This is a genomic window from Amycolatopsis sp. NPDC051045, from assembly GCF_040682955.1.
In the GTDB taxonomy this organism is placed as follows: Bacteria; Actinomycetota; Actinomycetes; order Mycobacteriales; family Pseudonocardiaceae; genus Amycolatopsis.
Genome location: NZ_JBFBCC010000016.1, coordinates 151,650 through 169,868, shown reverse-complemented (window position 1 = coordinate 169,868; position 18,219 = coordinate 151,650). Strand labels below are relative to the sequence as shown.

The following is an 18,219-nucleotide window of genomic DNA, read 5'->3' as shown; positions in this document are numbered from 1 at the left end:
GGCCGGAGGGCAGGATGAACGGGTGGGTTACCGACTGACGCAGTACGCGCACGGCGGCGGCTGCGCGTGCAAGATCCCGCCCGGCGAACTGGAAGCGGCGGTGGCCGGCCTCACCGGCGCCGCGCCCGTCGATCCGCCGGGCGAGCTGCTCGTCGGCCTCGACACCGGCGACGACGCGGCCGTGGTCCGGATCTCCGGGGACACCGCGCTGATCGCCACCACGGACTTCTTCACCCCGGTCGTCGACGACGCCTACGACTGGGGCCGGATCGCCGCGGCCAACGCGCTTTCCGACGTCTACGCCATGGGCGGCACGCCGGTCGTGGCCGTCAACCTGCTCGGCTGGCCGCGGGAGACGCTGCCGTTCGAGCTCGCCGCCGAGGTCCTGCGCGGCGGCCTCGACGTCTGCGGCGAGGCGGGCTGCCACCTCGCCGGGGGGCACAGCATCGACGACCCGGAACCGAAGTACGGCCTGGCCGTCACGGGCATCGCCGACCCGGCGCGGCTGCTGCGCAACGACGCCGGCCGCGCGGGCCTGCCGCTGACGCTCACCAAGCCGCTCGGCATCGGCGTGCTCAACTCGCGGCACAAGGCCACCGGCGAGCGGTTCGGGCAGGCGATCGACGCCATGACGACGCTGAACGCCGCGGCGTCGGAGGCCGCGCTGGCCGCCGGGGCGGTGTGCGCCACCGACGTCACCGGGTTCGGCCTGCTCGGCCACCTGCACAAGCTGGCCAGGGCCAGCGGCGTCACCGCCCGCCTCGACCCGGCGGCCGTGCCCTACCTCGACGGCGCGCGCGAAGCCCTGCGCGACGGGTACGTCAGCGGCGGCACCCGGCGCAACCTCGACTGGGTCCGTCCGCACGCCGACCTGTCCCGGGTTTCCGAGGACGAAGCACTGCTGCTGGCCGACGCGCAGACGTCCGGCGGCCTGCTGGTCGCCGGGGAGCTGCCGGGCCATCCGGTGATCGGGTCGCTCGAGCCGCGGTCGGACCACACGATCGTCGTCGGCTGAGTTTCCCGGCCGGACGGGCCGGGTACGCCCGGGAAGAGAACGATCAGGAGGTGTGCGATGCCCGCTGAGGACCGGACCAGCCTGGAACAGCACCTGGCCGAGGCCGAGTACCCGTGCGGCCGCGACGAGCTCCTGCGGCGCGCGGCCGCGGCGGGCGGCGGCGACTCCGTGCTCGGCTCGCTCGGCGGGCTGCCGGACAGCGACCGGTACGACAACTTCGACGCCGTCTGGGAAGCGGTGTCCGCCAAGCACATCGGCGGGGCGCCCTGAGCCTTCAGGCGAGCCGCTCCACGGCGTCGCGGGCTTCCCTCAGATCCGCGCCCGTGCTCTCGCGGTAGGCCTTGATCGCCTCGATCTTCTTGCCCTGCCGCAGCAAGGCGGCCACCTCGGCGAGTTCCGGCTCCACGACGGACACCCCGAGCCGGTCGGCGATCGCGTCCAGCTTCCGTTCCACCCGCGCGAGGCGGCGATCGACCCGCCCCAGCCTGCGGTCCGTGGCCGAGGACCCCAGTGCGACGACCGCGACCAGCACGACGACACCGAGCAAGAGCATCCCGTAGTCCATGCCGGGCATGCTACTTCCGAAAACTGTCGGTGCCCGTGGTTAAGGTGTCGCCATGACCACGCTGACCGGCCGCCCGCACACCGCCCTGCTCGTCATCGACGTGCAGAACGGCGTGATGAAGACGGCCCACGACCGCGAAACCGTCCTCGCCAACATCGTCACCCTGGTGGAGAAAGCCCGGGCGGCCGGCACCGAGGTGGTGTGGGTGCAGCACACCAGCGAGGAGCTGCCGCGCGGCAGCGAAACGTGGGAGTACGTGCCGGAACTGGTGCGCCGCGAACCGGAACCCCTGGTGCACAAGACCTACGGCGACTCGTTCGAGGACACCGACCTCGAGGACCTGCTGGCGGCCCGCGGCATCGGGGCGCTGGTGGTGGCGGGCGCGCAGACGGACGCGTGCATCCGGTCCACTCTGCACGGCGCGCTCACCCGCGGCTACGACGTGACCCTGGTGGCCGACGCGCACACGACGGAGGACTTGTCGGCGTATGGCGCCCCGGCGCCGGGGGAGGTCATCGCGCACACGAACATGTATTGGCAGTATCAGACGGCGCCCGGCCGGACGGCGGGAGTGGTGCAGACGGCCGATATGGAGTTCGGGGTGAAGACACCGGCCTGAGGCTCGCGGCGGCCAGTGGGCGGTGGGCGGTGGGCGGTGTTCCCAGCGACCGCGGAGGTGTGGAAGAGGCGTGCCGCTGGTTGGGGTGGCGGGGTTGGTTCCGGCTGGCCGGGCAGGTTCCGGCCGGGCGAGTTCAGCGTCGCCGCGGCCCTTTTCCCAAGCGGTCCCTCACGCGCCGCGCAGGTGGTCGCGCAGCGACCGTGCCACCCTCGCCATCAGCACCTCCGCCTCCGGCTGGAGGACCGCCGGGACCCGGGACTCCGTCAGCGCCACCACCCCGAACGTGCCGCCGTCCGCGTGCTCGACCACGCCCGCCTCGTGGCGCAGGTTCAGCAACGTGCCCGTCTTCGAGGACCAGCGGGCCGCGTCGGAGGCGAAGTCGGGCGTCAGCCGGTGGCGGATCATGTTGTTCGCCATCAGTGCGCGCACGCCCGCGGCCACCGACGGGTCGATCTTCGACGGCGTCCACAGCGCCTGCAGCAACTCGAGCAGCGCCCGCGCGGAGGCGGCGTTCGCGCGGGTGACGTCGAGCTGCGGGAGCCGGTGTCCCTGGCCGGCCGTCGCCGCGCCGATGGCGAGTGAATGCGCCAAGTCGGCCTCGTCCGCCTCGAAGCGCTCGGCCGGGGTCTCGACGAGGTCGCGCATGACGTGGCGCACCGCGATCCCGCCCAGCCCCCACTCGCCCAGCATGCGCGTGACGTCGGCCGGCGGCGTCAGGCCGAACAGGACGTCGGCCGCCGTCCCGTCGCTCAGGGATGTGCTCAGGTAGAGCAGGTCGTCGATGGCCAAGCGGGCCGGGTGGCGGAAGCGGGTCAACCCGATCGGCCCGGGGGTGGTGACGCCGCCGGGAGTCACCTCCAGCTGCGTCGCGCCGTCGAGCTCGCCCCGGCGGATGCGCTCCAGCGTCGCCGCCGCCAGCGGGACCTTGACCAGGGAGGCGATCGGGTACTCGTGGTCGGGGTCGATCCCGAGCTCGGCGCCGGACCGCAGGTCGCGGACCAGGAACGAGCCGCGCAGCCCGCCTTCGCCCAGCGCGGTGCGCAGGTCGCGGACCAGCGCTTCGGCGGTCACCGGCTCGCCCCCAGGCAGCGTCCGACGGCCGTCCGCAACGTCGTGCGCAGCCGGTCGGCGTCCTCGCCGAGCGCGGCGGCGACGCCGAAACCGCGCGCCAGGTCGAGCTCGCCGATCGGCCACCAGTGCACCTGCAGCTCGTCGGCCTGCGCCACCGAGCACAGCAGCAGGTCCGCCGAGGCGAACACCTCCGCGGCCGCCGAGGTCAGCGAAGTGGCCACAGCCACCTGGGCCGGGGACAGGCCCACGGCGTCACGCACCCGCAACACCCGGTCCCGGACGTGCGGGACGTCGTCTTCGGGCTGGATCCAGACGCGCCGCCGCGGGCCGGCGGACCGACCCGCCCGCAGCGTCTCCAGGTGCACGACCCGGCCCGGCGGCGGCGCGACCCCGGCGACGCCCAGCGGCACCGACCACACACCTTCCTCGGCCGGAACGGCGGTGAGCGCGGCCCGCACCTCACTGGTGCGGACGAGCTCGGCGCGCTCCCCCGGCCCGGCGGCGCGGAACTCGAGGTGGACCTCCGACGCCCGGGCTTCGGCGGCGAGCACGGCGAGCTCCCGCACCCCGCAGGTGGCGGGCACGGCCACGCGCATCGGCCGCAGCCGGGCGCGTTTCGCGTCGTGTTCCAGCGCGTCGGCCAGCTGCACGAGCCGGTGCGCCGACGGCAGCACGTCCCGTCCGAACGGGGTGAGCCGGGCCCGCCGGGTCGACCGGTCGAAGAGCCGTTCGCCGAAGTGCCGCTCGAGCGCGGCGATGCGCCGGCTGGCAACCGGCTGCGGGATGCGGGCGAGCGCCGCGCCCGCCGTGAAGCTCCCCGTCTCACTCACACTCACGAACGCCCTGCAGCCGCCGACCAGGTCCACGGCCTCACTTTATGCGATTCCGGCATCGAACCGCGCATTTCCGTCTTGGACAGCATGAGCCAACGCGGCCAGACTGCGGATGCCGATCAAGACCGGAAGGAATCCCCGTGCCGTTCACCCACGTCCGGCGGGCCGCGCTCGCCGCGCTGGCCCTCCTGGCGCTCATCGCCTGCGCCGCCGAAGCCCCGGCACCCGCGCCGGCACCCGCGTCGTCGCCGCCGTCGACCACCGCTGTGGCGCCGCAGCCGCAGCCGGACTTCGGCCCGCTCGAACGCGACTTCGACGCCCGCCTGGGTGTGTACGCGGTCGACACCGGCTCCGGCCGCGAGATCGCCCACCGCGCCGACGAGCGCTTCGGCTACGCCTCGACGCACAAGGCGTTCTCCGCCGCCGCCGTGCTCCAGCGCACCAGCATCGAAGGGCTGGCGAAGGTGCTGACCTACACCCGCGGCGATCTGCAGCCGAACTCGCCCGTCACCGAAAAGCACGTCGCCACCGGCCTTCCGCTGCGTGACGCGCTCGACGCGGCGTTGCGCTACAGCGACAACACCGCCGCGAACCTGCTGTTCCGGGAGCTCGGCGGCCCGGCGGGACTCGCCGCCGCACTGCGCGGGATCGGCGACACGACCACCCACGTCGACCGGATCGAACCCGGCCTCAACGACCTGGCGCCGGGCGACGTCCGGGACACCAGCACCCCGCGCGCGATGACCGGCAGCCTGCGCGCCTTCACCCTCGGCACGGCGCTGACGCCGGAGAAGCGGACCGTGCTCACGGACATGATGCGCGCCAACACGACCGGCGCGGCCCTGATCCGGGCCGGCGCGCCGGCGGGCTGGGCGGTCGCCGACAAGACCGGTACCGGCAGCTACGCCACGCGCAACGACATCGCCGTCGTCTGGCCGCCCGGCCGGGCGCCGATCGTGCTGGTGGTCATGTCCGCTCGCCAGGCCGAGAACGCCGAGCACGACGACCGGCTGATCGCGCAGGCGGCGAAGCTGGTCCTCGACGCCCTCCGCTGACGCTAACGACCGCCGAAGAGCCGCCGCGCCTCCGCTTCGACCTCGTCCAGCCACGCGGCACGCCGAGCCGGACCGGCGTCGGCCAGCACCCGCAGCACCACCCGGCGCACCTCCGGCTCGCCGAGGTACGGCGGCAGGCACCGCCGCCAGATCGCGTCGAGCGGGTCACCGAACAGCGTGCGCTCCCGGTCCTCCGTGGTGTCGGAGGTGTTGACCACCAGCAGCCGCCGCAGGGCCAGCAACGACTCGGGCGCGCCGCCGGCGTCGTCGAGGCGGTAGGCCACGCCGGGGACGAGGATCCGGTCGAGCCAGCCGCTGAGGATGGCGGGCGGCTTGCCCCACCAGTTCGGGTGGACCGCGACGAGCCCGCTCGCCTCGCGCAGTTCGTCGCGGTGGCGTTGCACCAGCGGATCCGGTTCGGCGGCGAGGAACTCCTCGGCCCGGGTCCCGCTGGTGTAGGCCTCGTCCGCGGTCAGGACCGGGTCGAAGCCTTCGGCGTACAGGTCGTGGAACCGCACCGGCCGCCCCGCCTCGGTCAGCGCGGCGACGACCCGGTCGGCGAGTGCGTGGTTGAAGCTCCCCGGCCGGGGATGGGCCAGCAGGACGAGCACCGGCTTGTCGTCGATCAGCATGGTGTCCCCATCCTGCCACGCCGCCGCGGTGTCCACACCGGACCGCGCGTTCCGGGCCCGGAGATCGCTCCGGCTCAGCCCGCGTTGGCCAGGAAGCCCTGTCCCGACGGGGCACTGCGCACCAGGCACGCGTGGCACGGCATCCCGCGCAACCCGTCGAGCACCTCGGCTTCGCCGGGGAAGATCGACTCGCCGCACAGCGCCGTCAGGTGCTCGGGCACCGGGCCGCCGGGAACGGGGATCAGGTGGCAGACGCGTCTGCTCTCGCCGACGACACCTCGGCGTAGCCGCACCAACGCGAGCATTCCACCGTTCTCACCCATGGGAAAACGGTAAGGGAAGATCACCGCGCCGACTTCGTGTCCGCGACCCAACGATCTTGGGCCCCGGTGGTCCCGGACACCAAAGTCACGCCGGGGAGAGCACCGCCGCGCCCAGCCGCCGGCACAGGGCGAGCGCCAGCTCGACGTCCAGCCGCCCCTCGGCGAGCCCGCGGGGCAGCAGTTCCTGCGCCTTGCGGACGCGGTACTGCACGGAGTTCTTGTGCATCGTCAGCTCGGCGGCCGCCGCGGTGTAGCTGCCGCCGGAGGTCAGGAACACCCGCAGCGTCTCGCGCAGCCGCCCGCAGTTCTCGTCGTCGGCGGCCAGCGGCCCGAGCGTGCTCGTGACCCACAGCCGGGCCGCGTTCAGGTCGCTGGTCATCAGCGCCACCGTGCCGACCTCCCGGAAGGTCAGCACGCGGTCGCAGTGCTCCCCGGCGGCCAGGGCCAGCGCGTGCACCCGGCGGGCCTGCTGGTGGGTGTCCCGGAAGCCGCCGACCCCGGTGCCGGGGTCGCCGACGGTCACCCGCACACCGCCGTCGGCTTCCGCGAGCACCGCGTCGAGGTGTTCGCGGCCCACCGACGTACCCGGCGCGACCGGGAGCCACACCCAGGCACTGGCCTCGTCCCGGGGCACGAACAGCGGACGCCCCTGCCCGCGCACGCGCTCGAACACCGCCCCCGCGACCGACTCCAGCAACGACAGCGCGTCGTCGACGAACGCCTCCGACGTGTGCCAGACGATCATCCCCACGTGCGTGCCGCGCAGGCGGTAGCCGATCACCGTCTCGGCCGCGTCGACGTCGGGCGGGCCGCCGTTCTCGCCCAGCAGCTCCGCCACCTTCGCCGCCCGCGCGGCGCTGCGGTTGAGCAGCCAGCGGTCGCGCTCGTCCTGGTAGACGGAGACGAGCTGGCGGACGACCCGGGTGATGAACTCGTAGGCGACCCGGAGCAGCCGGCGCATCATGGCCCCGAGCAGGGCCGCGTCGTCGACCAGCCGGGTGCACTCCTCGAACCCGAAGTCGAGCATCGCGGCCTGGCCGAGGTCGTACGCGCGGATCAGGTCGAACACCGGGGTGCCGCGCTGCGCCAGCCGGCGCGCGTACTCCATCGCCGCGGCCGGCGGCTCGACGGTGGCCGGGTCGATGCCGTGCCGGAAGATCTGCAGGGCGGTCTCGATGTTCTGGTAGACGCTCGCCGACAGCAGGCTCACCATGCGCTCGTCGTCGTTGACCAGCTGCGGCAGGTCGGCGGCGTACAGCTGGACCAGTTCCCCGGTCAGTTCGCCCGCGCGGCCCTCGAGGGTGGCGGCAATCTGCCGGATGCGCTCCGAGACGACTTCTTCGTCCACCATGGAGCCACCTTAGGGGGTGCTGCCTCAAGCCGGTCGTGGAACTCGTCGATCAAGTCGAACGTCGCCTCCGGGCGAGCCGGCGCACGGTGACGCGTCCACACCTCCGGCGCGCATCACCGACGGCGGCCGCCACGCGTTAACGGGTCATTCGGGTGAAGGGAATGCGGCAATCGGATCCGCGATTTTGTTAAGTCGGCCGTTAAGTCGCCGCTTCGAAAGACTCGAAAAAAATCCCGAAAGAGCGGACCTGATTCCGCACTGGTCTGGACCAGCACTTGAAGATCACCCGTACGGCGGCTTTTTCTTGTCCACCAGGGATGCCGGACCACCGTAACCGGCGGATCGCAATTTTCGAAACGCGTTTACACGACGTTTGGAGCTTGTGGCAACTCCCCACGAGCGGTATATCTGGGTGATCGAATCCGCAGCGGCCGGCCCACCGCCGGCCGGTTCGATGCCGCCCTCTCCCCCGCTCACCGGAGGCACCATGCATCGCCTTGACCCGGCCCGAGAACACGTCATCGGGCTCTACCGCATCGTCATCGGCTTCCTCTTCGCCTGCCACGGCCTCAAGACGCTGTTCGGCCTCTTCGGCGCGAAGTCCACCGCCGCCGTCGGGGCTTGGCCCGGCTGGTGGGCCGCGGTCATCCAGCTCGTGTGCGGCGCACTCGTCTGCGTCGGCTTCGGCAGCCGGGTCGCCGCCGTGCTCGGTTCCGGCTCGATGGCCTACGCGTTCTTCGCCGTCCACCTGCCGACCGGCCTGTTGCCGATCCAGAACGGCGGCGAAGCGGCCACCCTGTTCTGCTGGTCCCTGCTCCTCATCGCGTTCGTCGGCCCGGGCCGCTTCGCGCTCGGCAACCTTCCCGCCCGGCAGCGGACCTCCCGGCAGCGGGCCTCGGAGCCGACGCGGGCGGACGCCACGATCTAAGAGCGGGAAATCCCGACGCCGCTGCGCGCGTCGGGACCGTACTTCGCCAGCTCCGCCGCGAGGTCGAGCCGTCCGGTGGACTTGCTCTTGGCCCGGTCTTCGTCGGTCAGCAGTGCCCGGGGGATGATCCAGACGACCTCGAACTCGATCCCGCTGGGATCCTTGGCGTACAAGGACTTCGTGGTTCCGTGGTCGGACGAGCCGACCAGCGCGCCCGCTTCGGTGAGCCGGGCCGCGAGCCGCTCGAGGTCCCCGAGGGTGTCGACCTCCCACGCGAGGTGGTACAGCCCCACCGACGTCCGCCCGGCGCCCGGATCCGCGGCGTCGGCGCCGATCTCGAAGAGACCGAGGTCGTGGTCGTTGACCGACCCGGGCGCCCGCAGGAACGCCGCGCCGCGATGCGCGTCACCGCCGTCGATGTACCCGAAGCCCAGCACGTCCCGGTAGAACGCCACACTTTCGGCCAGGTCCCGGACGTAGAGCACGGCGTGGTTCAGGCGGAAGATCGACATCGGTGCTCCACGGTCCGCGCTGCGCGCCAATCGATTGAAGTTTCAACTTGAGGCTAGGCGCGCACCCCCGGGCCGGTCAAGCTCACGAAGACCCACTCTCGGTACGCCCGGTGACCGACCGGGCGACAAACCTTCGACACCGCATCGAGGCCCTGGTCAGCGCACCCGGGGGTTCGTAGGGTGGGTCCACCGCAGGACGCCGTGTCAGCCGTCCCGCGGGCGGTGATGCCCCGGATCCGACCTTTCCCCGAAGCCACGTCCGGGGCATCACCGCAACCTCGGCCGATCGTGCCCTTCCCTCCATCGTCCACGCTCCGCCCGCGCCTTCGATTCGCTTACCTTAGCTCTAAGCTATACTCTTTAGCGCTAAGCAATCGATCGAAGGAGTCCCATGCGCATCACCGTGTTCGGCGCCGCCGGCGCCGTCGGCCGCCGGGTCGTCGCCGAAGCCTTCACCCGCGGTCACGAGGTCACCGCCGTCGTGCGCGACCCGCGCCGCGCTGCGGACCTGCCGGCGGAGGCCACCGTGCGCACCGGCGACGCCGCGAACCCCAGTGACGTCGCCTCGCTCGCCCGCGGCCAGGACCTCGTGATCACCGCGACCCGGCCGGCAGCGGGCCGCGAAGCGGAACTCGTCCAGACCACCCGGAGCCTGCTCGAGGGCCTGGCCGGAACCGGCGTGCGGCTCCTGGCCGTGGGCGGCGCGGCCACCCTGCGCACTCCCGGCGGGACGACAGTGCTCGACGACCCGGCCTTCCCCGCCGAACTGCGGCCGATCGCCTCGGCCTGCCGAGACCAGCACGAGGTGTACCGCGCCGGCACCGGGGTCGACTGGACCTACGCCAGCCCGCCCCTGCTCCTGGAACCCGGCGAGCGGACCGGCCACTACCGGCTCGGCGGTGACGACCTGCTCGCCGACGCCGGCGGCCGCTCGGCGATCTCGATGGAGGACTTCGCGATCGCCCTGCTGGACGAGGCCGAACGGCCGCGCCACCACCGGACCCGCTTCACCGTCGCCTACTGAACTCTTTACATACATACACAATGTATGTAACCTGACCGCATGACAACCCGCAGCGAAGCCCTGGGTCAGGAGCACCGCGTCCGGCTGCCCGCCGGCGAAGTGCGGTACTGCGAGCGGGGCACCGGGGCCCCGGTGGTGTTCGTGCACGGGGTGCTGACGAACGCGGAACTGTGGCGGAAGGTCGTCCCCGACGTCGCCGCGGCCGGGTTCCGGTGCCTGGCCCCGGATCTGCCGCTCGGCTCGCACGACCTCCCGATGCGGGCGGACGCCGACCTCTCCCCCGCGGGCAACGCCGACGTCATCGCCGACTTCCTCGAGGCGCTGGATCTGCGGGACGTCACGCTCGTCGCGAACGACACCGGCGGCGCGCTGACGCAGATCCTGCTCAGCCGCCGTCCGGAGCGGGTCGGCCGGGTCGTGCTCACGCCGTCCGACTGCTTCGAGTACTTCTTCCCGCCGATCTTCAAGGCGCTGCCGCCGCTGGCCCGGATCCCCGGGTCGATGGCGGTGCTCGGGCAGCTCCTGCGGGTGCGGGCGCTGTACCCGCTGCCGATCCTCTTCGGCTGGGTGGTCAAGCGGCCGCTGCCGGCCGCCGTCGCGCAGGCCTACCTCGCGCCGCTGCGCCGGTCGGCCGGGGTCCGCCGGGACCTGCGCAAGCTCCTGCGGGACGTGCACCCGCGGCACACGCTGGCGGCCGCCGAGGCGCTGCGCACGTTCGACCGGCCGGTGCTGCTCGCGTGGGCGCCGGAGGACCGGCTGTTCCCGATCCGGCTGGCCCACCGGCTCGCCGCCCTGCTGCCGGACGCGAAACTCGTCGAGGTGCCGGACTCCTACACCTTCGTCTCCGAGGACCAGCCCGCGGTGCTGGCCCGCCACGTCGCCGAGTTCGCGGGCGTCATGGCAGATTAGGCGAGTGCGACGTACCCAGCAGGACCGTTCCGCCGGCACGAAGGCCGCCCTGGTCGCCGCCGCGCGGGAACTGTTCGCCGACCGCGGCTACCAAGCCGTGCCGGCCGACGAGATCACCCGCGCCGCCGGGGTCACCCGCGGCGCGCTGTACCACCACTACGCCGACAAGCAGGGCTTGTTCCGCGCCGTCGTCGAAGAGCTGGAACGCGAACTGACCGAAGAGGTCCGGGCCGCGTTCGTCGCCGGCGCGGACCCGCTTTCCGGCATGCTGCAGGGCCTCGGCGTCTTCCTCGACGCCTGCCTGCGCAAGGAGGTCCGCCGCATCTCGCTCACCGACGCACCCGCGGTGCTCGGCTGGGACGTCTGGCGCGAGATCGAGGCGGAGTACGGCCTCGGCCTGATCGTCGCCGTGCTGGAGCAGGCCAGTGCGGACGGGCTCATCGTCGAGATGCCCGTCCGCGCCCTGGCCCAGCTGGTGCTCAGCGCGGTGATGGAGGCGGCGCGGATGATCGCCGCGGCCGACGACCCGGCCCGGACCCGCGCCGAGGTCCAGCAGGTCCTCGGCGGGTGGCTCGGCAGCCTCCTGCGGACCTAGCGCGTCCGGTAGGTGGTCAGCACCCCGGCCCCGGCCTGCGTGCACGACACGAGCCGGAAGTGGGCAACGCCCTCGAAGAACCGCCGGCCTTCGCCGACCACGCTGGGGCACACCAGCAGGCGGTACTCGTCGACCAGGTCGTGCCGGGCCAGTGTCCGCACGACCTCGATCGAGCCGATGACGATGACGTCCCGCTCTTCGCGGGCGACCGCCTCGGTGAGCTCGCCGTGCAGCAGCGCGGAGTTCTGCCAGGCGGTGACGTCGGCCAGGGTGCGGGAGGCCACCAGTTTCGGCATCGCGTTGAGGCGGTCGGCGAACTCGCCCGAACGGCCGGGCCAGAGCTTCGCGAACAGCTCCCACGTGGTCCGGCCGAGCAGCAGGATCCCGGTGTCGAGCAGGGGGCCGAGCCGGAACTTGTCCCCGGCCACCGTCTCCGGCCCGTGCCGGAACGCCCAGCCGCCGGTGGCCGTGCCGGCGGAGCCGTCCGGATCCTCGACGACGCCGTCCAGGGTGGTGAACTCGACGACGATCACGCTCATGTCCGCTCCCGGTGCCTTCTCGCCGCGCCCCGGTGGCGCGGCCGCACCGGTACCTACCGGCGGCGGCCGCCGGATTCATCGGCCGCCGCCGGAACGGTCACGCCGTGACGAGTGACAGGCCGTAGGTCTGCAGGATCTCGTTCACCGGCTGGAACCACGTTTCCCCGCCGGAGCCGCAGTTGCCCCAGCCACCGGAGGTGACGCCCTGGGCCTGGTCACCGGTGATGAACGAGCCGCCGGAGTCGCCGGGCTCGGCGCAGACGTTGGTGCGGGTCATCTGGTAGACCGCGCCCTGGGCGTAGTTGACCGTCTCGTTCTGGCCCAGCACCGTGCCGCAGTGCCAGTGCGTGGTCGAGCCCGAGCGGCACACCGACGTGCCGACCGGCGCGACCCAGGACCCGCGGACGAGCGCGTCGCTCACCGTGCCCCAGCCGAGCACGACCGGCGCGGTCCACCAGCCGTTGCCGATGCGGATGAACGAGTAGTCGTTGCCGGGGAAGGAAGAACCGGCGAAGCTGCCCATCGCCGAGCCGTCCCAGCCGACGACCGAGCTGCCCGCGCCGCCGCAGTGCCCGGCGCTGACGAACCCGCCCTGCACGGAGAAGCCGATCGAGCAGCGGGTGTTGCCGTTGATGTAGTACGGGTCGCCGCCGACGGTGCCGGCCGAGAACGGCTCGGCGGCCGGTGCGGTCGCCACCGTGACCGGGCCGGCCTTCGCCGCCCGGGCCAGGAAGGCGTCGACGTCGGCACCGTGCGCACCGGGCCGCAGGGTGACCACGACGCTGCCGGCCCGCGGATCGGCGCGCCAGCCGCTGACGGCGGCGGGCGCGGGGTCCGCCTTGGCCGACGCGTCGATCGCGGCTTTCGCGGCGTCGAGCTTCGCCGCGCTGGTCCGGGCGGCCGTGGGTTCGGCCCCGGCCTGCCGGACGGCGGCGGCCGCGGCCGGATCGGTCACGCCGACGACGAGCTTGCCCAGCGCCGGGTCGAACCACGCGCCGCCGAACGCGGTGCCGGCGGCCCGCTGCGCGGCGGGCAGCACCCGGGCGGCGGACATTTCCTGGGTGAGCCGGGCCGACGCCTGGGTGGCGGTGAGCCCGAGGTCCCGCTGCATGGCGGCGATGAGCCCGGGCGAGGCCTGGGCGGCAGCGGGGGTGAGGGAGGCGGAAGCGAGCGACGCGGTGAGGACGGCGACGCCGCCGAGAGCCAGGGCGATTCTTCGACGCATGGGAACTCCTCCAAGGCCGGGGGAAAGAAACACACCGTCGCCTCGAGTGTGCGGGCGGCACCCGGGCCAGGTCCAGATTTTGTCCGGTATCCTGTCCGGAATTTTCAGCGTCCACTTTGGAGGGATGGACGCAACTCGCTGACATGCAAGGGTTTCTTGCGCACGACAGGGGCGCGGACCGGCCATCGGCTCGTCCGCGCCCGTGCCGCCACCGGAGCAATCCCGCAGCGTCGCAGAAAGGTCTGAACCAAGTAGAACACGGCTCCCGGCCGCGGCGACCCGAGCGAGGGACTGCCGGGCACCGGACGTGCCCGGCAGTCCCTCGGCGGCCGCTTCGCGGACGCGAACGGCCTTGCCCGCAGCCCGGAGAGCACCCGCACACGCCCCTGGGTCCAGCTCGGGCTCCGCCGCCCGGCACCCCCACGACACGCGGCGCGGGAGTCCGAGTGTCCGCGGGTCCGAACAGGACGGTCAGCGGGCGAAGGCGGTGAGGAAGCGGTCGCGGAAGGAGTCCATCTTCCAGACCGGCGCCTGCGCGCCCGGGTGGAGGCCGTCCTGCCAGCCCCAGCCGGCGATCCGGTCCAGCACCTTCGGGTCCTTGGCCACGATGGTGATCGGCACGTCGTGGACCGCGCCCTGCGGGGTGACCACCGGCGGCTGGTGGTCGCCGAGGAACACCAGCACGAGGTCGTCGCCGCCGTAGTGCTGCACGAACGAGATCAGCGTCTTCAGGGAGTAGTCGGTGGCGTCGCGGTAGGCGTCCCGGATCTTCGCCGGGTCCTGCCAGACCGATTCCGGCGCTTCGCCCGCCGCGGGCATCGGCGCGAAGACCGAGCCGTCGCCGACCTGGTTCCAGTCGACCAGCCAGGGCCGCGGCGACCACGGTGCGTGGCTGGAGACGAGGTCGACCTCGGCCATCACCGGCCGCTGCCCGGCCTTCGCGAGCTCGGTGCGCTGCAGCATCGAGAACGTGAACTGGTCGGGCATGGTGGCGTAGGCGAAGCCGGGCCCGTGGTAACCGATCGAGCGGGCGTCGTAGTAGGCGTCCGGGTGGTAGAACTTCTGCCCTTCCGGCCAGTCCTTGGTGTGCGCGGGCACGTCCCAGACGGTGCGCCAGCCCGCCCGCTGGAACGCCCCGCCGAGGGTCAGCCGGTCACTGGCGAGCAGGTCGTTGTACCGCTGCTGGTTGTCGATCCACATCCCCGACTGCACGGTCGAGTGCGCCAGCCAGCTGCCGCCGCCGAACGTCGAGGACGACAGGAACGCGCTCTTCGCGCCGATGCCCGCCGCGCGCAGCTCGGCGGTGCCCGTGTCGAGCGTCGCGCCGATCTTCGCCCCGAAGGCCGGGTCGTCGAGCGCGATCCGGCCGTAGCTCTCCACGAAGGTCAGCACGACGTTCTTGCCGCGCAGCCCGGTCAGCAACTGGGCGCCCGGGGTGGCCCGGAACGCGTCTTCGGCGGCCACCTCCCCGAACGGCCGCTGGTCCCGCAGGTCGGCGCCGACCTGGCGCAGGTCGCCGTAGGCCAGCGCCGCGGCGCTCTGCGCGGCGACCGGCTGTCCCGGCGCGAGCTCCACGCCGAACACCGAGCAGACGATCCAGATCACCCCGAGCACGGCCACGACGCGGGTCGCCCCGGTCCGCCGTCCGGCGGCGACCCGGCTCAGCCGCAGCATCGCGAGGACCATGAACACCACGACGGCGATCGCGAGCAGCCCGGCGCCGGCGAGCGCGGCGGCGGTGGCCGCGTCCCCGATCTGCCCGGCGAGGAACTCGACCCCGGCGTGGAAGAAGCTCCAGTCGTAGATCGGGTCGAACGGCTTCTCGAGGGTGGCGTAGAACCCGGTGTCGAGGGCCTTCATCAGGGTGAGCAGCCCCAGCCCCAGGCCGACGGCCACCGCGGCGACGCGGCGCGCCCGCGGCGGCAGGACCAGCATGAACGCGGCGACGACGAGCCCTTCGACCGGCACGCGCACGAGCGCCCCGACGGAGAACGAGTTGAGGTCGTCCGGGGCGAGGAGCCCGAACAGCACGAGCAGCGCGGCCAGCACGGTGAGGATCCGGCTCGCGACGACGTGGCGCCGCCGGCCCGGCCGCGGCAGCCCGAAGTCGGGCAGGGCCGCCGCCCCCGGAACCGGGGTGCGGCGGCGGGCGCGCCGCACCAGGGGCAGACCGATGTTTCCAACCATGGCGAGCCTCACGTCGGGTGCACGGTGGTGATCGCCGGCCCCTGCGGCGGGGCGGCGATCGTCACCGGATATACGGGCCGCGGCGGCGCGCGGTTCACGCGCCGCCGGGTCCCTCACGCCGACGGCGGCCAGAGGGACTGCTTTTCCGGGACGATCTCCGACGATCAGCCGCTCGGCGTCCGGTTCCGGCGGCGGCGTGGCCCCGGCGACTGCGGCCGTCCGTCGGCGTTCGAGGTACCGACCCGGGCACGCACCGGGAAGGAACCGGGCCTACCCGGACGAGCCCGCCTCAAACCCCGCACACCGCCTTTCACCCGCGAAAACCCGCGGAACCCCCGGGACAGGTGAAGGAGCGTTGCGGGCCCGGGCCACTGGTGGTCTCCTCGGGGGGTCCGCAGCTCGGATTCCGAACGGAGGCCCACCGATGAATCTGTTCGACAAGGCGAAGGAAGCGCTCGGGAAGCACCCGGACCAGGCCGACCAGGGGGTCGACAAGGCGGCCGAAGCCGCCAAGCAGCGCTTCGGCGACCACGCCGACAAGATCGACCAGGGGTCGGACAAGGCGAAGGAGTTCCTGCGCAAGCAGGGCGGCGGCCAGCAGGAGCCGCCTCCTCAGTGAGCCCGGGCCGGTGATCGCCCAGCCGTCCGGGGGAAGCACGCTTCGCCTCCCCCGCGGCTGGGTACCACCGGCTCCGTGGTCGCCACCTACCTCGTCCCCGTCCGGACTGCCCTCCTCCTCTTCCCGCTCGTCGCGCTGGCCGTCATGCTCCCGGCCGCCTTCGTCAGCTACCGCCGCCGCGGCCGCGCCGGCGGGTGGCCGACGTTCGTCTTCTACGCCTTCCTGTTCTACCTGCTGGCGATCGCGATGCAGACGGTCCTGCCGCTGCCCGCCGACCCCGGCTACTGCACGGGCCACACCTACGCCAGCTCACCGCAGTTGCGGCCCTTCTACTTCGTCGAGGTCGTTTCCCAGCGGGCCCGCGGCCACTGGAGCCCCGGTGCGCTGCTGCACAACCCGGCGGTCTGGACCACGGCGCTCAACGTCGTGATGCTGGTGCCGCTCGGGTTCTACTTCCGGTACGCCCAGCGGATGCGGCTGCTGCCCGCGACCCTGATCGGCTTCGGCGCGTCGCTGTTCTTCGAACTGACGCAGCTGACCGGCCTGTGGTTCGTCTACCCGTGCCCGTACCGGCTCTTCAGCGTCGACGACCTGCTGCTCAACACTGCGGGCGTCGTCGCGGGCTGGCTGCTGGCCGGCCCGCTCGGCCGGCTCCTCCCGTCTCCGGAACCGGAGCACGAGCGGCGCCGCTACGCCACGAAGGTCACCTTCACCCGGCGGCTGTTCGCGCTGGCCACCGACCTGCTCGGGTTCGCCGCGCTGCTCGGGTTCCTCTTCGGCCTGCTGACGCTGTTCGGCGAGGACCTGCGCCACCGCGACACCCCGGTCGTCATCCTCGCCCTCGTGTGGTTCGTGGTGCTGCCCGCCGTGACCGGGTCGACGCCCGGCAAGCGGGCGATGCTCCTGCGGGTGGCGCGCCGGGGCGGCCGCCGGGCCGGACCGGTGGCGCTGCTGGTCCGCAACGGCGTCCTGCTCTCGCCGCTGTGGCTCACCTGGCTGCTGCTGGACCTGGACCGCTGGGACCTGGGAAATCACCCCGAGCAGCTGCTCCTGCCCGTCGCGCTGGCCGCGTCGGTGTTCGTGGTGGGCATCTGGACGCCGCTGGCCGTGCTGCTCGACGACGAGCACCGGGCGCCCTACGAACGGCTGACCCGCACCGTCAACGTCGCCGTCGTGCCCCCGGCCACCGCGGCACCGGTGCCGGCACCCGCCCAGCCGGAGGAAGTCCTCAAAGGACGGTGAGCGGACACCACGCTGCCCGTGGTCGACAGCGCTGGTAGATTGCGTGCGGAACGGGTTGAGCCGCCAGCTCGTGTCCCGAATCCCCATTCTGGAGCTGGTCATGACCACCGACGCAGCGCGGCCCCGGCAGCGGTCCTCCGCGGACCCGCTCCCGGCGGATCCCGGCGCCGCGCGGGTCGTCCTGGACCTGGCCGAGATGCGGTTCCGCGACGCCGGCTGCCTGCCGGTCCCGCCGGCTCGCCGGGTGGACGCGCCGGGCGGCCGGCTCGCCGTCGTGTCGGCCGTGACCCGGCCCATCGCCCTGCTCGGCCTCGGCGACCTCATGCCCGTGCGCCCCGCTCGTGAAGCGGTCGAAGCTTCCCGGGTTGTGCCATGACGACCCCCGATTCCGGTGTCGGCGGGCCCGGTTCCGGGCATCAAGAAGGGGAGGGCCTCCCCGCGGAGGCCGGCACGGCGAAGGAGGCGGACGTGAAACTCCGATTTGTCCGGCACGAAATCGGCATCTCCCCCGAACTGTCCGAGCTGGCCCGGGTCCGCCACTGGGTCCGGACGGTCCTGCGCGGCTTCCCGGCGAACGTGGTCGGCACCGCGGTCATGGTGGTGGACGAGCTGACGTCGAACGCGCTGCGCCACGGCCGTGCGCCCTACCACGTGCGGCTGTTGCCCGGTGCCGCCAAGCTGCGGATCGAGGTCGACGACAGCGGGGGCGAGCCCGCCCGGCGCCGGGCGCCGTCCGACCACGGCGGACGCGGGCTCCTGCTGGTGGAACGCTGCGCCGCGGCCTGGGGCCAGCTGCGCCGGCCCAGCGGCAAGACCCTGTGGGCGGAGCTGGCCACCGACCCCGATCCTGCGAGCGCCTGTGGCTGACCCGGCGCGCCCCGCGCTCGCCGTCGCGATCGACGGCACCAGGGGCTGAACGGCCGCTCAACGAGGCCGCCCGCCTGCTGTTCCCCGCCGAACTCGAACAACTACCGG

At 73.0% G+C, this 18,219-nt stretch carries 22 protein-coding genes; 12 read left to right on the top strand and 10 right to left on the bottom strand.

What is annotated here, in order from left to right:
* The first annotated feature begins 22 nt into the window (after positions 1-22).
* Both selD and AB0M80_RS32280 read left to right on the top strand, forming a co-directional pair.
* Positions 23-1,015, top strand: coding sequence for a selenide, water dikinase SelD (selD, locus tag AB0M80_RS32285; RefSeq protein ID WP_364572498.1), 993 nt, complete (start codon positions 23-25; stop codon positions 1,013-1,015).
* A gap of 57 nt (positions 1,016-1,072) precedes the next feature.
* Positions 1,073-1,285 carry a DUF2795 domain-containing protein gene (locus tag AB0M80_RS32280; RefSeq protein WP_364572496.1) on the top strand — a complete coding sequence of 71 codons (213 nt, stop codon included), beginning with the start codon at positions 1,073-1,075 and terminating at the stop codon, positions 1,283-1,285.
* 4 nt (positions 1,286-1,289) lie between these two features.
* On the opposite strand, the gene AB0M80_RS32275 is transcribed toward AB0M80_RS32280, so the two are convergent.
* Positions 1,290-1,580: a hypothetical protein gene (locus AB0M80_RS32275; protein ID WP_364572494.1), complete on the bottom strand. Its 291-nt coding sequence runs from the start codon at positions 1,578-1,580 to the stop codon at positions 1,290-1,292.
* Positions 1,581-1,632: 52 nt separating this feature from the next.
* Here AB0M80_RS32275 and AB0M80_RS32270 point away from each other — a divergent pair, with 52 nt between their 5' ends.
* Positions 1,633-2,199, top strand: a complete 567-nt coding sequence (locus tag AB0M80_RS32270) for a cysteine hydrolase family protein (RefSeq protein WP_364572492.1) — start codon at positions 1,633-1,635, stop codon at positions 2,197-2,199.
* A gap of 168 nt (positions 2,200-2,367) precedes the next feature.
* Here the strand turns inward: AB0M80_RS32270 and AB0M80_RS32265 are convergent, their stop codons facing one another.
* Positions 2,368-3,270 (bottom strand): serine hydrolase, encoded by a 903-nt coding sequence (locus AB0M80_RS32265; protein WP_364572490.1) that lies wholly within the window; start codon positions 3,268-3,270, stop codon positions 2,368-2,370.
* Positions 3,267-4,136, bottom strand: a complete 870-nt coding sequence (locus tag AB0M80_RS32260) for a LysR family transcriptional regulator (RefSeq protein ID WP_364572488.1) — start codon at positions 4,134-4,136, stop codon at positions 3,267-3,269. Before AB0M80_RS32260 ends, AB0M80_RS32265 begins: the two co-directional genes overlap by 4 nt.
* 107 nt (positions 4,137-4,243) lie before the next feature.
* On the opposite strand from AB0M80_RS32260, the gene bla reads away from it, so the two are divergent.
* A complete protein-coding gene (gene bla / locus AB0M80_RS32255) occupies positions 4,244-5,158 on the top strand; it encodes a class A beta-lactamase (RefSeq protein ID WP_364572486.1) in 915 nt (304 codons plus the stop codon).
* Between the two features lie 2 nt (positions 5,159-5,160).
* Here the strand turns inward: bla and AB0M80_RS32250 are convergent, their stop codons facing one another.
* From AB0M80_RS32250 to AB0M80_RS32240, 3 genes are all read right to left on the bottom strand, one after another.
* On the bottom strand, positions 5,161-5,790 hold the full coding sequence (locus AB0M80_RS32250; RefSeq protein WP_364572484.1) for an NAD(P)H-dependent oxidoreductase: 630 nt from the start codon (positions 5,788-5,790) through the stop codon (positions 5,161-5,163).
* 74 nt (positions 5,791-5,864) lie between these two features.
* Positions 5,865-6,113 (bottom strand): hypothetical protein, encoded by a 249-nt coding sequence (locus tag AB0M80_RS32245; protein WP_364572482.1) that lies wholly within the window; start codon positions 6,111-6,113, stop codon positions 5,865-5,867.
* A gap of 85 nt (positions 6,114-6,198) precedes the next feature.
* Complete coding sequence (locus AB0M80_RS32240; protein WP_364572480.1) at positions 6,199-7,464, bottom strand: helix-turn-helix domain-containing protein; 1,266 nt, start codon at positions 7,462-7,464, stop codon at positions 6,199-6,201.
* 487 nt (positions 7,465-7,951) lie between these two features.
* Between AB0M80_RS32240 and AB0M80_RS32235 the strand changes: the two genes are divergently transcribed.
* Entirely contained in the window at positions 7,952-8,392 is a 441-nt protein-coding gene (locus AB0M80_RS32235; protein WP_364572478.1) for a DoxX family protein, read from the top strand.
* On the opposite strand, the gene AB0M80_RS32230 is transcribed toward AB0M80_RS32235, so the two are convergent.
* Positions 8,389-8,904, bottom strand: coding sequence for a VOC family protein (locus tag AB0M80_RS32230; protein WP_364572476.1), 516 nt, complete (start codon positions 8,902-8,904; stop codon positions 8,389-8,391). The genes AB0M80_RS32235 and AB0M80_RS32230 overlap by 4 nt on opposite strands.
* A gap of 391 nt (positions 8,905-9,295) precedes the next feature.
* On the opposite strand from AB0M80_RS32230, the gene AB0M80_RS32225 reads away from it, so the two are divergent.
* The 3 genes from AB0M80_RS32225 to AB0M80_RS32215 are packed head-to-tail and all read left to right on the top strand — an operon-like array spanning position 9,296 to position 11,432.
* Complete coding sequence (locus AB0M80_RS32225; protein WP_364572474.1) at positions 9,296-9,928, top strand: NAD(P)H-binding protein; 633 nt, start codon at positions 9,296-9,298, stop codon at positions 9,926-9,928.
* A 39-nt stretch (positions 9,929-9,967) separates the two neighbouring features.
* Complete coding sequence (locus tag AB0M80_RS32220) at positions 9,968-10,837, top strand: alpha/beta fold hydrolase (protein WP_364572472.1); 870 nt, start codon at positions 9,968-9,970, stop codon at positions 10,835-10,837.
* Positions 10,838-10,841: 4 nt separating this feature from the next.
* Positions 10,842-11,432, top strand: a complete 591-nt coding sequence (locus tag AB0M80_RS32215; RefSeq protein WP_364572470.1) for a TetR/AcrR family transcriptional regulator — start codon at positions 10,842-10,844, stop codon at positions 11,430-11,432.
* On the opposite strand, the gene AB0M80_RS32210 is transcribed toward AB0M80_RS32215, so the two are convergent.
* The 3 genes from AB0M80_RS32210 to AB0M80_RS32200 all read right to left on the bottom strand — a co-directional run bounded on the left by AB0M80_RS32210 (position 11,429) and on the right by AB0M80_RS32200 (position 15,383).
* Entirely contained in the window at positions 11,429-11,971 is a 543-nt protein-coding gene (locus AB0M80_RS32210; RefSeq protein ID WP_364572468.1) for a dihydrofolate reductase family protein, read from the bottom strand. The genes AB0M80_RS32215 and AB0M80_RS32210 overlap by 4 nt on opposite strands.
* Before the next feature lie 97 nt (positions 11,972-12,068).
* Entirely contained in the window at positions 12,069-13,196 is a 1,128-nt protein-coding gene (locus AB0M80_RS32205) for a S1 family peptidase (protein ID WP_364572466.1), read from the bottom strand.
* Positions 13,197-13,667: 471 nt separating this feature from the next.
* Positions 13,668-15,383, bottom strand: a complete 1,716-nt coding sequence (locus tag AB0M80_RS32200; protein WP_364572464.1) for a sulfatase — start codon at positions 15,381-15,383, stop codon at positions 13,668-13,670.
* Between the two features lie 424 nt (positions 15,384-15,807).
* Here AB0M80_RS32200 and AB0M80_RS32195 point away from each other — a divergent pair, with 424 nt between their 5' ends.
* The 4 genes from AB0M80_RS32195 (at position 15,808) to AB0M80_RS32180 (ending at position 18,111) form a co-directional block, all read left to right on the top strand.
* Complete coding sequence (locus AB0M80_RS32195; RefSeq protein ID WP_364572463.1) at positions 15,808-16,002, top strand: antitoxin; 195 nt, start codon at positions 15,808-15,810, stop codon at positions 16,000-16,002.
* A 75-nt stretch (positions 16,003-16,077) separates the two neighbouring features.
* Complete coding sequence (locus AB0M80_RS32190; RefSeq protein WP_364572461.1) at positions 16,078-17,244, top strand: VanZ family protein; 1,167 nt, start codon at positions 16,078-16,080, stop codon at positions 17,242-17,244.
* Positions 17,245-17,344: 100 nt separating this feature from the next.
* On the top strand, positions 17,345-17,620 hold the full coding sequence (locus AB0M80_RS32185; protein ID WP_364572459.1) for a hypothetical protein: 276 nt from the start codon (positions 17,345-17,347) through the stop codon (positions 17,618-17,620).
* Between the two features lie 92 nt (positions 17,621-17,712).
* Positions 17,713-18,111 (top strand): ATP-binding protein, encoded by a 399-nt coding sequence (locus AB0M80_RS32180; RefSeq protein ID WP_364572457.1) that lies wholly within the window; start codon positions 17,713-17,715, stop codon positions 18,109-18,111.
* The last annotated feature ends 108 nt before the right edge of the window (positions 18,112-18,219 follow it).

Bases quoted from the DNA above. Each gene is read 5' to 3' on its own strand.
- AB0M80_RS32240 (WP_364572480.1), bottom strand. From the start codon at position 7,464: ATGGTGGACGAAGAAGTCGTCTCGGAGCGCATCCGGCAGATTGCCGCC.
- AB0M80_RS32280 (WP_364572496.1), top strand. From the start codon at position 1,073: ATGCCCGCTGAGGACCGGACCAGCCTGGAACAGCACCTGGCCGAGGCC.
- AB0M80_RS32235 (WP_364572478.1), top strand. From the start codon at position 7,952: ATGCATCGCCTTGACCCGGCCCGAGAACACGTCATCGGGCTCTACCGC.
- AB0M80_RS32275 (WP_364572494.1), bottom strand. From the start codon at position 1,580: ATGGACTACGGGATGCTCTTGCTCGGTGTCGTCGTGCTGGTCGCGGTC.
- AB0M80_RS32210 (WP_364572468.1), bottom strand. From the start codon at position 11,971: ATGAGCGTGATCGTCGTCGAGTTCACCACCCTGGACGGCGTCGTCGAG.
- AB0M80_RS32225 (WP_364572474.1), top strand. From the start codon at position 9,296: ATGCGCATCACCGTGTTCGGCGCCGCCGGCGCCGTCGGCCGCCGGGTC.
- AB0M80_RS32270 (WP_364572492.1), top strand. From the start codon at position 1,633: ATGACCACGCTGACCGGCCGCCCGCACACCGCCCTGCTCGTCATCGAC.
- AB0M80_RS32205 (WP_364572466.1), bottom strand. From the start codon at position 13,196: ATGCGTCGAAGAATCGCCCTGGCTCTCGGCGGCGTCGCCGTCCTCACC.
- AB0M80_RS32200 (WP_364572464.1), bottom strand. From the start codon at position 15,383: ATGGTTGGAAACATCGGTCTGCCCCTGGTGCGGCGCGCCCGCCGCCGC.
- AB0M80_RS32230 (WP_364572476.1), bottom strand. From the start codon at position 8,904: ATGTCGATCTTCCGCCTGAACCACGCCGTGCTCTACGTCCGGGACCTG.
- AB0M80_RS32220 (WP_364572472.1), top strand. From the start codon at position 9,968: ATGACAACCCGCAGCGAAGCCCTGGGTCAGGAGCACCGCGTCCGGCTG.
- AB0M80_RS32245 (WP_364572482.1), bottom strand. From the start codon at position 6,113: ATGGGTGAGAACGGTGGAATGCTCGCGTTGGTGCGGCTACGCCGAGGT.
- AB0M80_RS32185 (WP_364572459.1), top strand. From the start codon at position 17,345: ATGACCACCGACGCAGCGCGGCCCCGGCAGCGGTCCTCCGCGGACCCG.
- AB0M80_RS32250 (WP_364572484.1), bottom strand. From the start codon at position 5,790: ATGCTGATCGACGACAAGCCGGTGCTCGTCCTGCTGGCCCATCCCCGG.
- AB0M80_RS32195 (WP_364572463.1), top strand. From the start codon at position 15,808: ATGAATCTGTTCGACAAGGCGAAGGAAGCGCTCGGGAAGCACCCGGAC.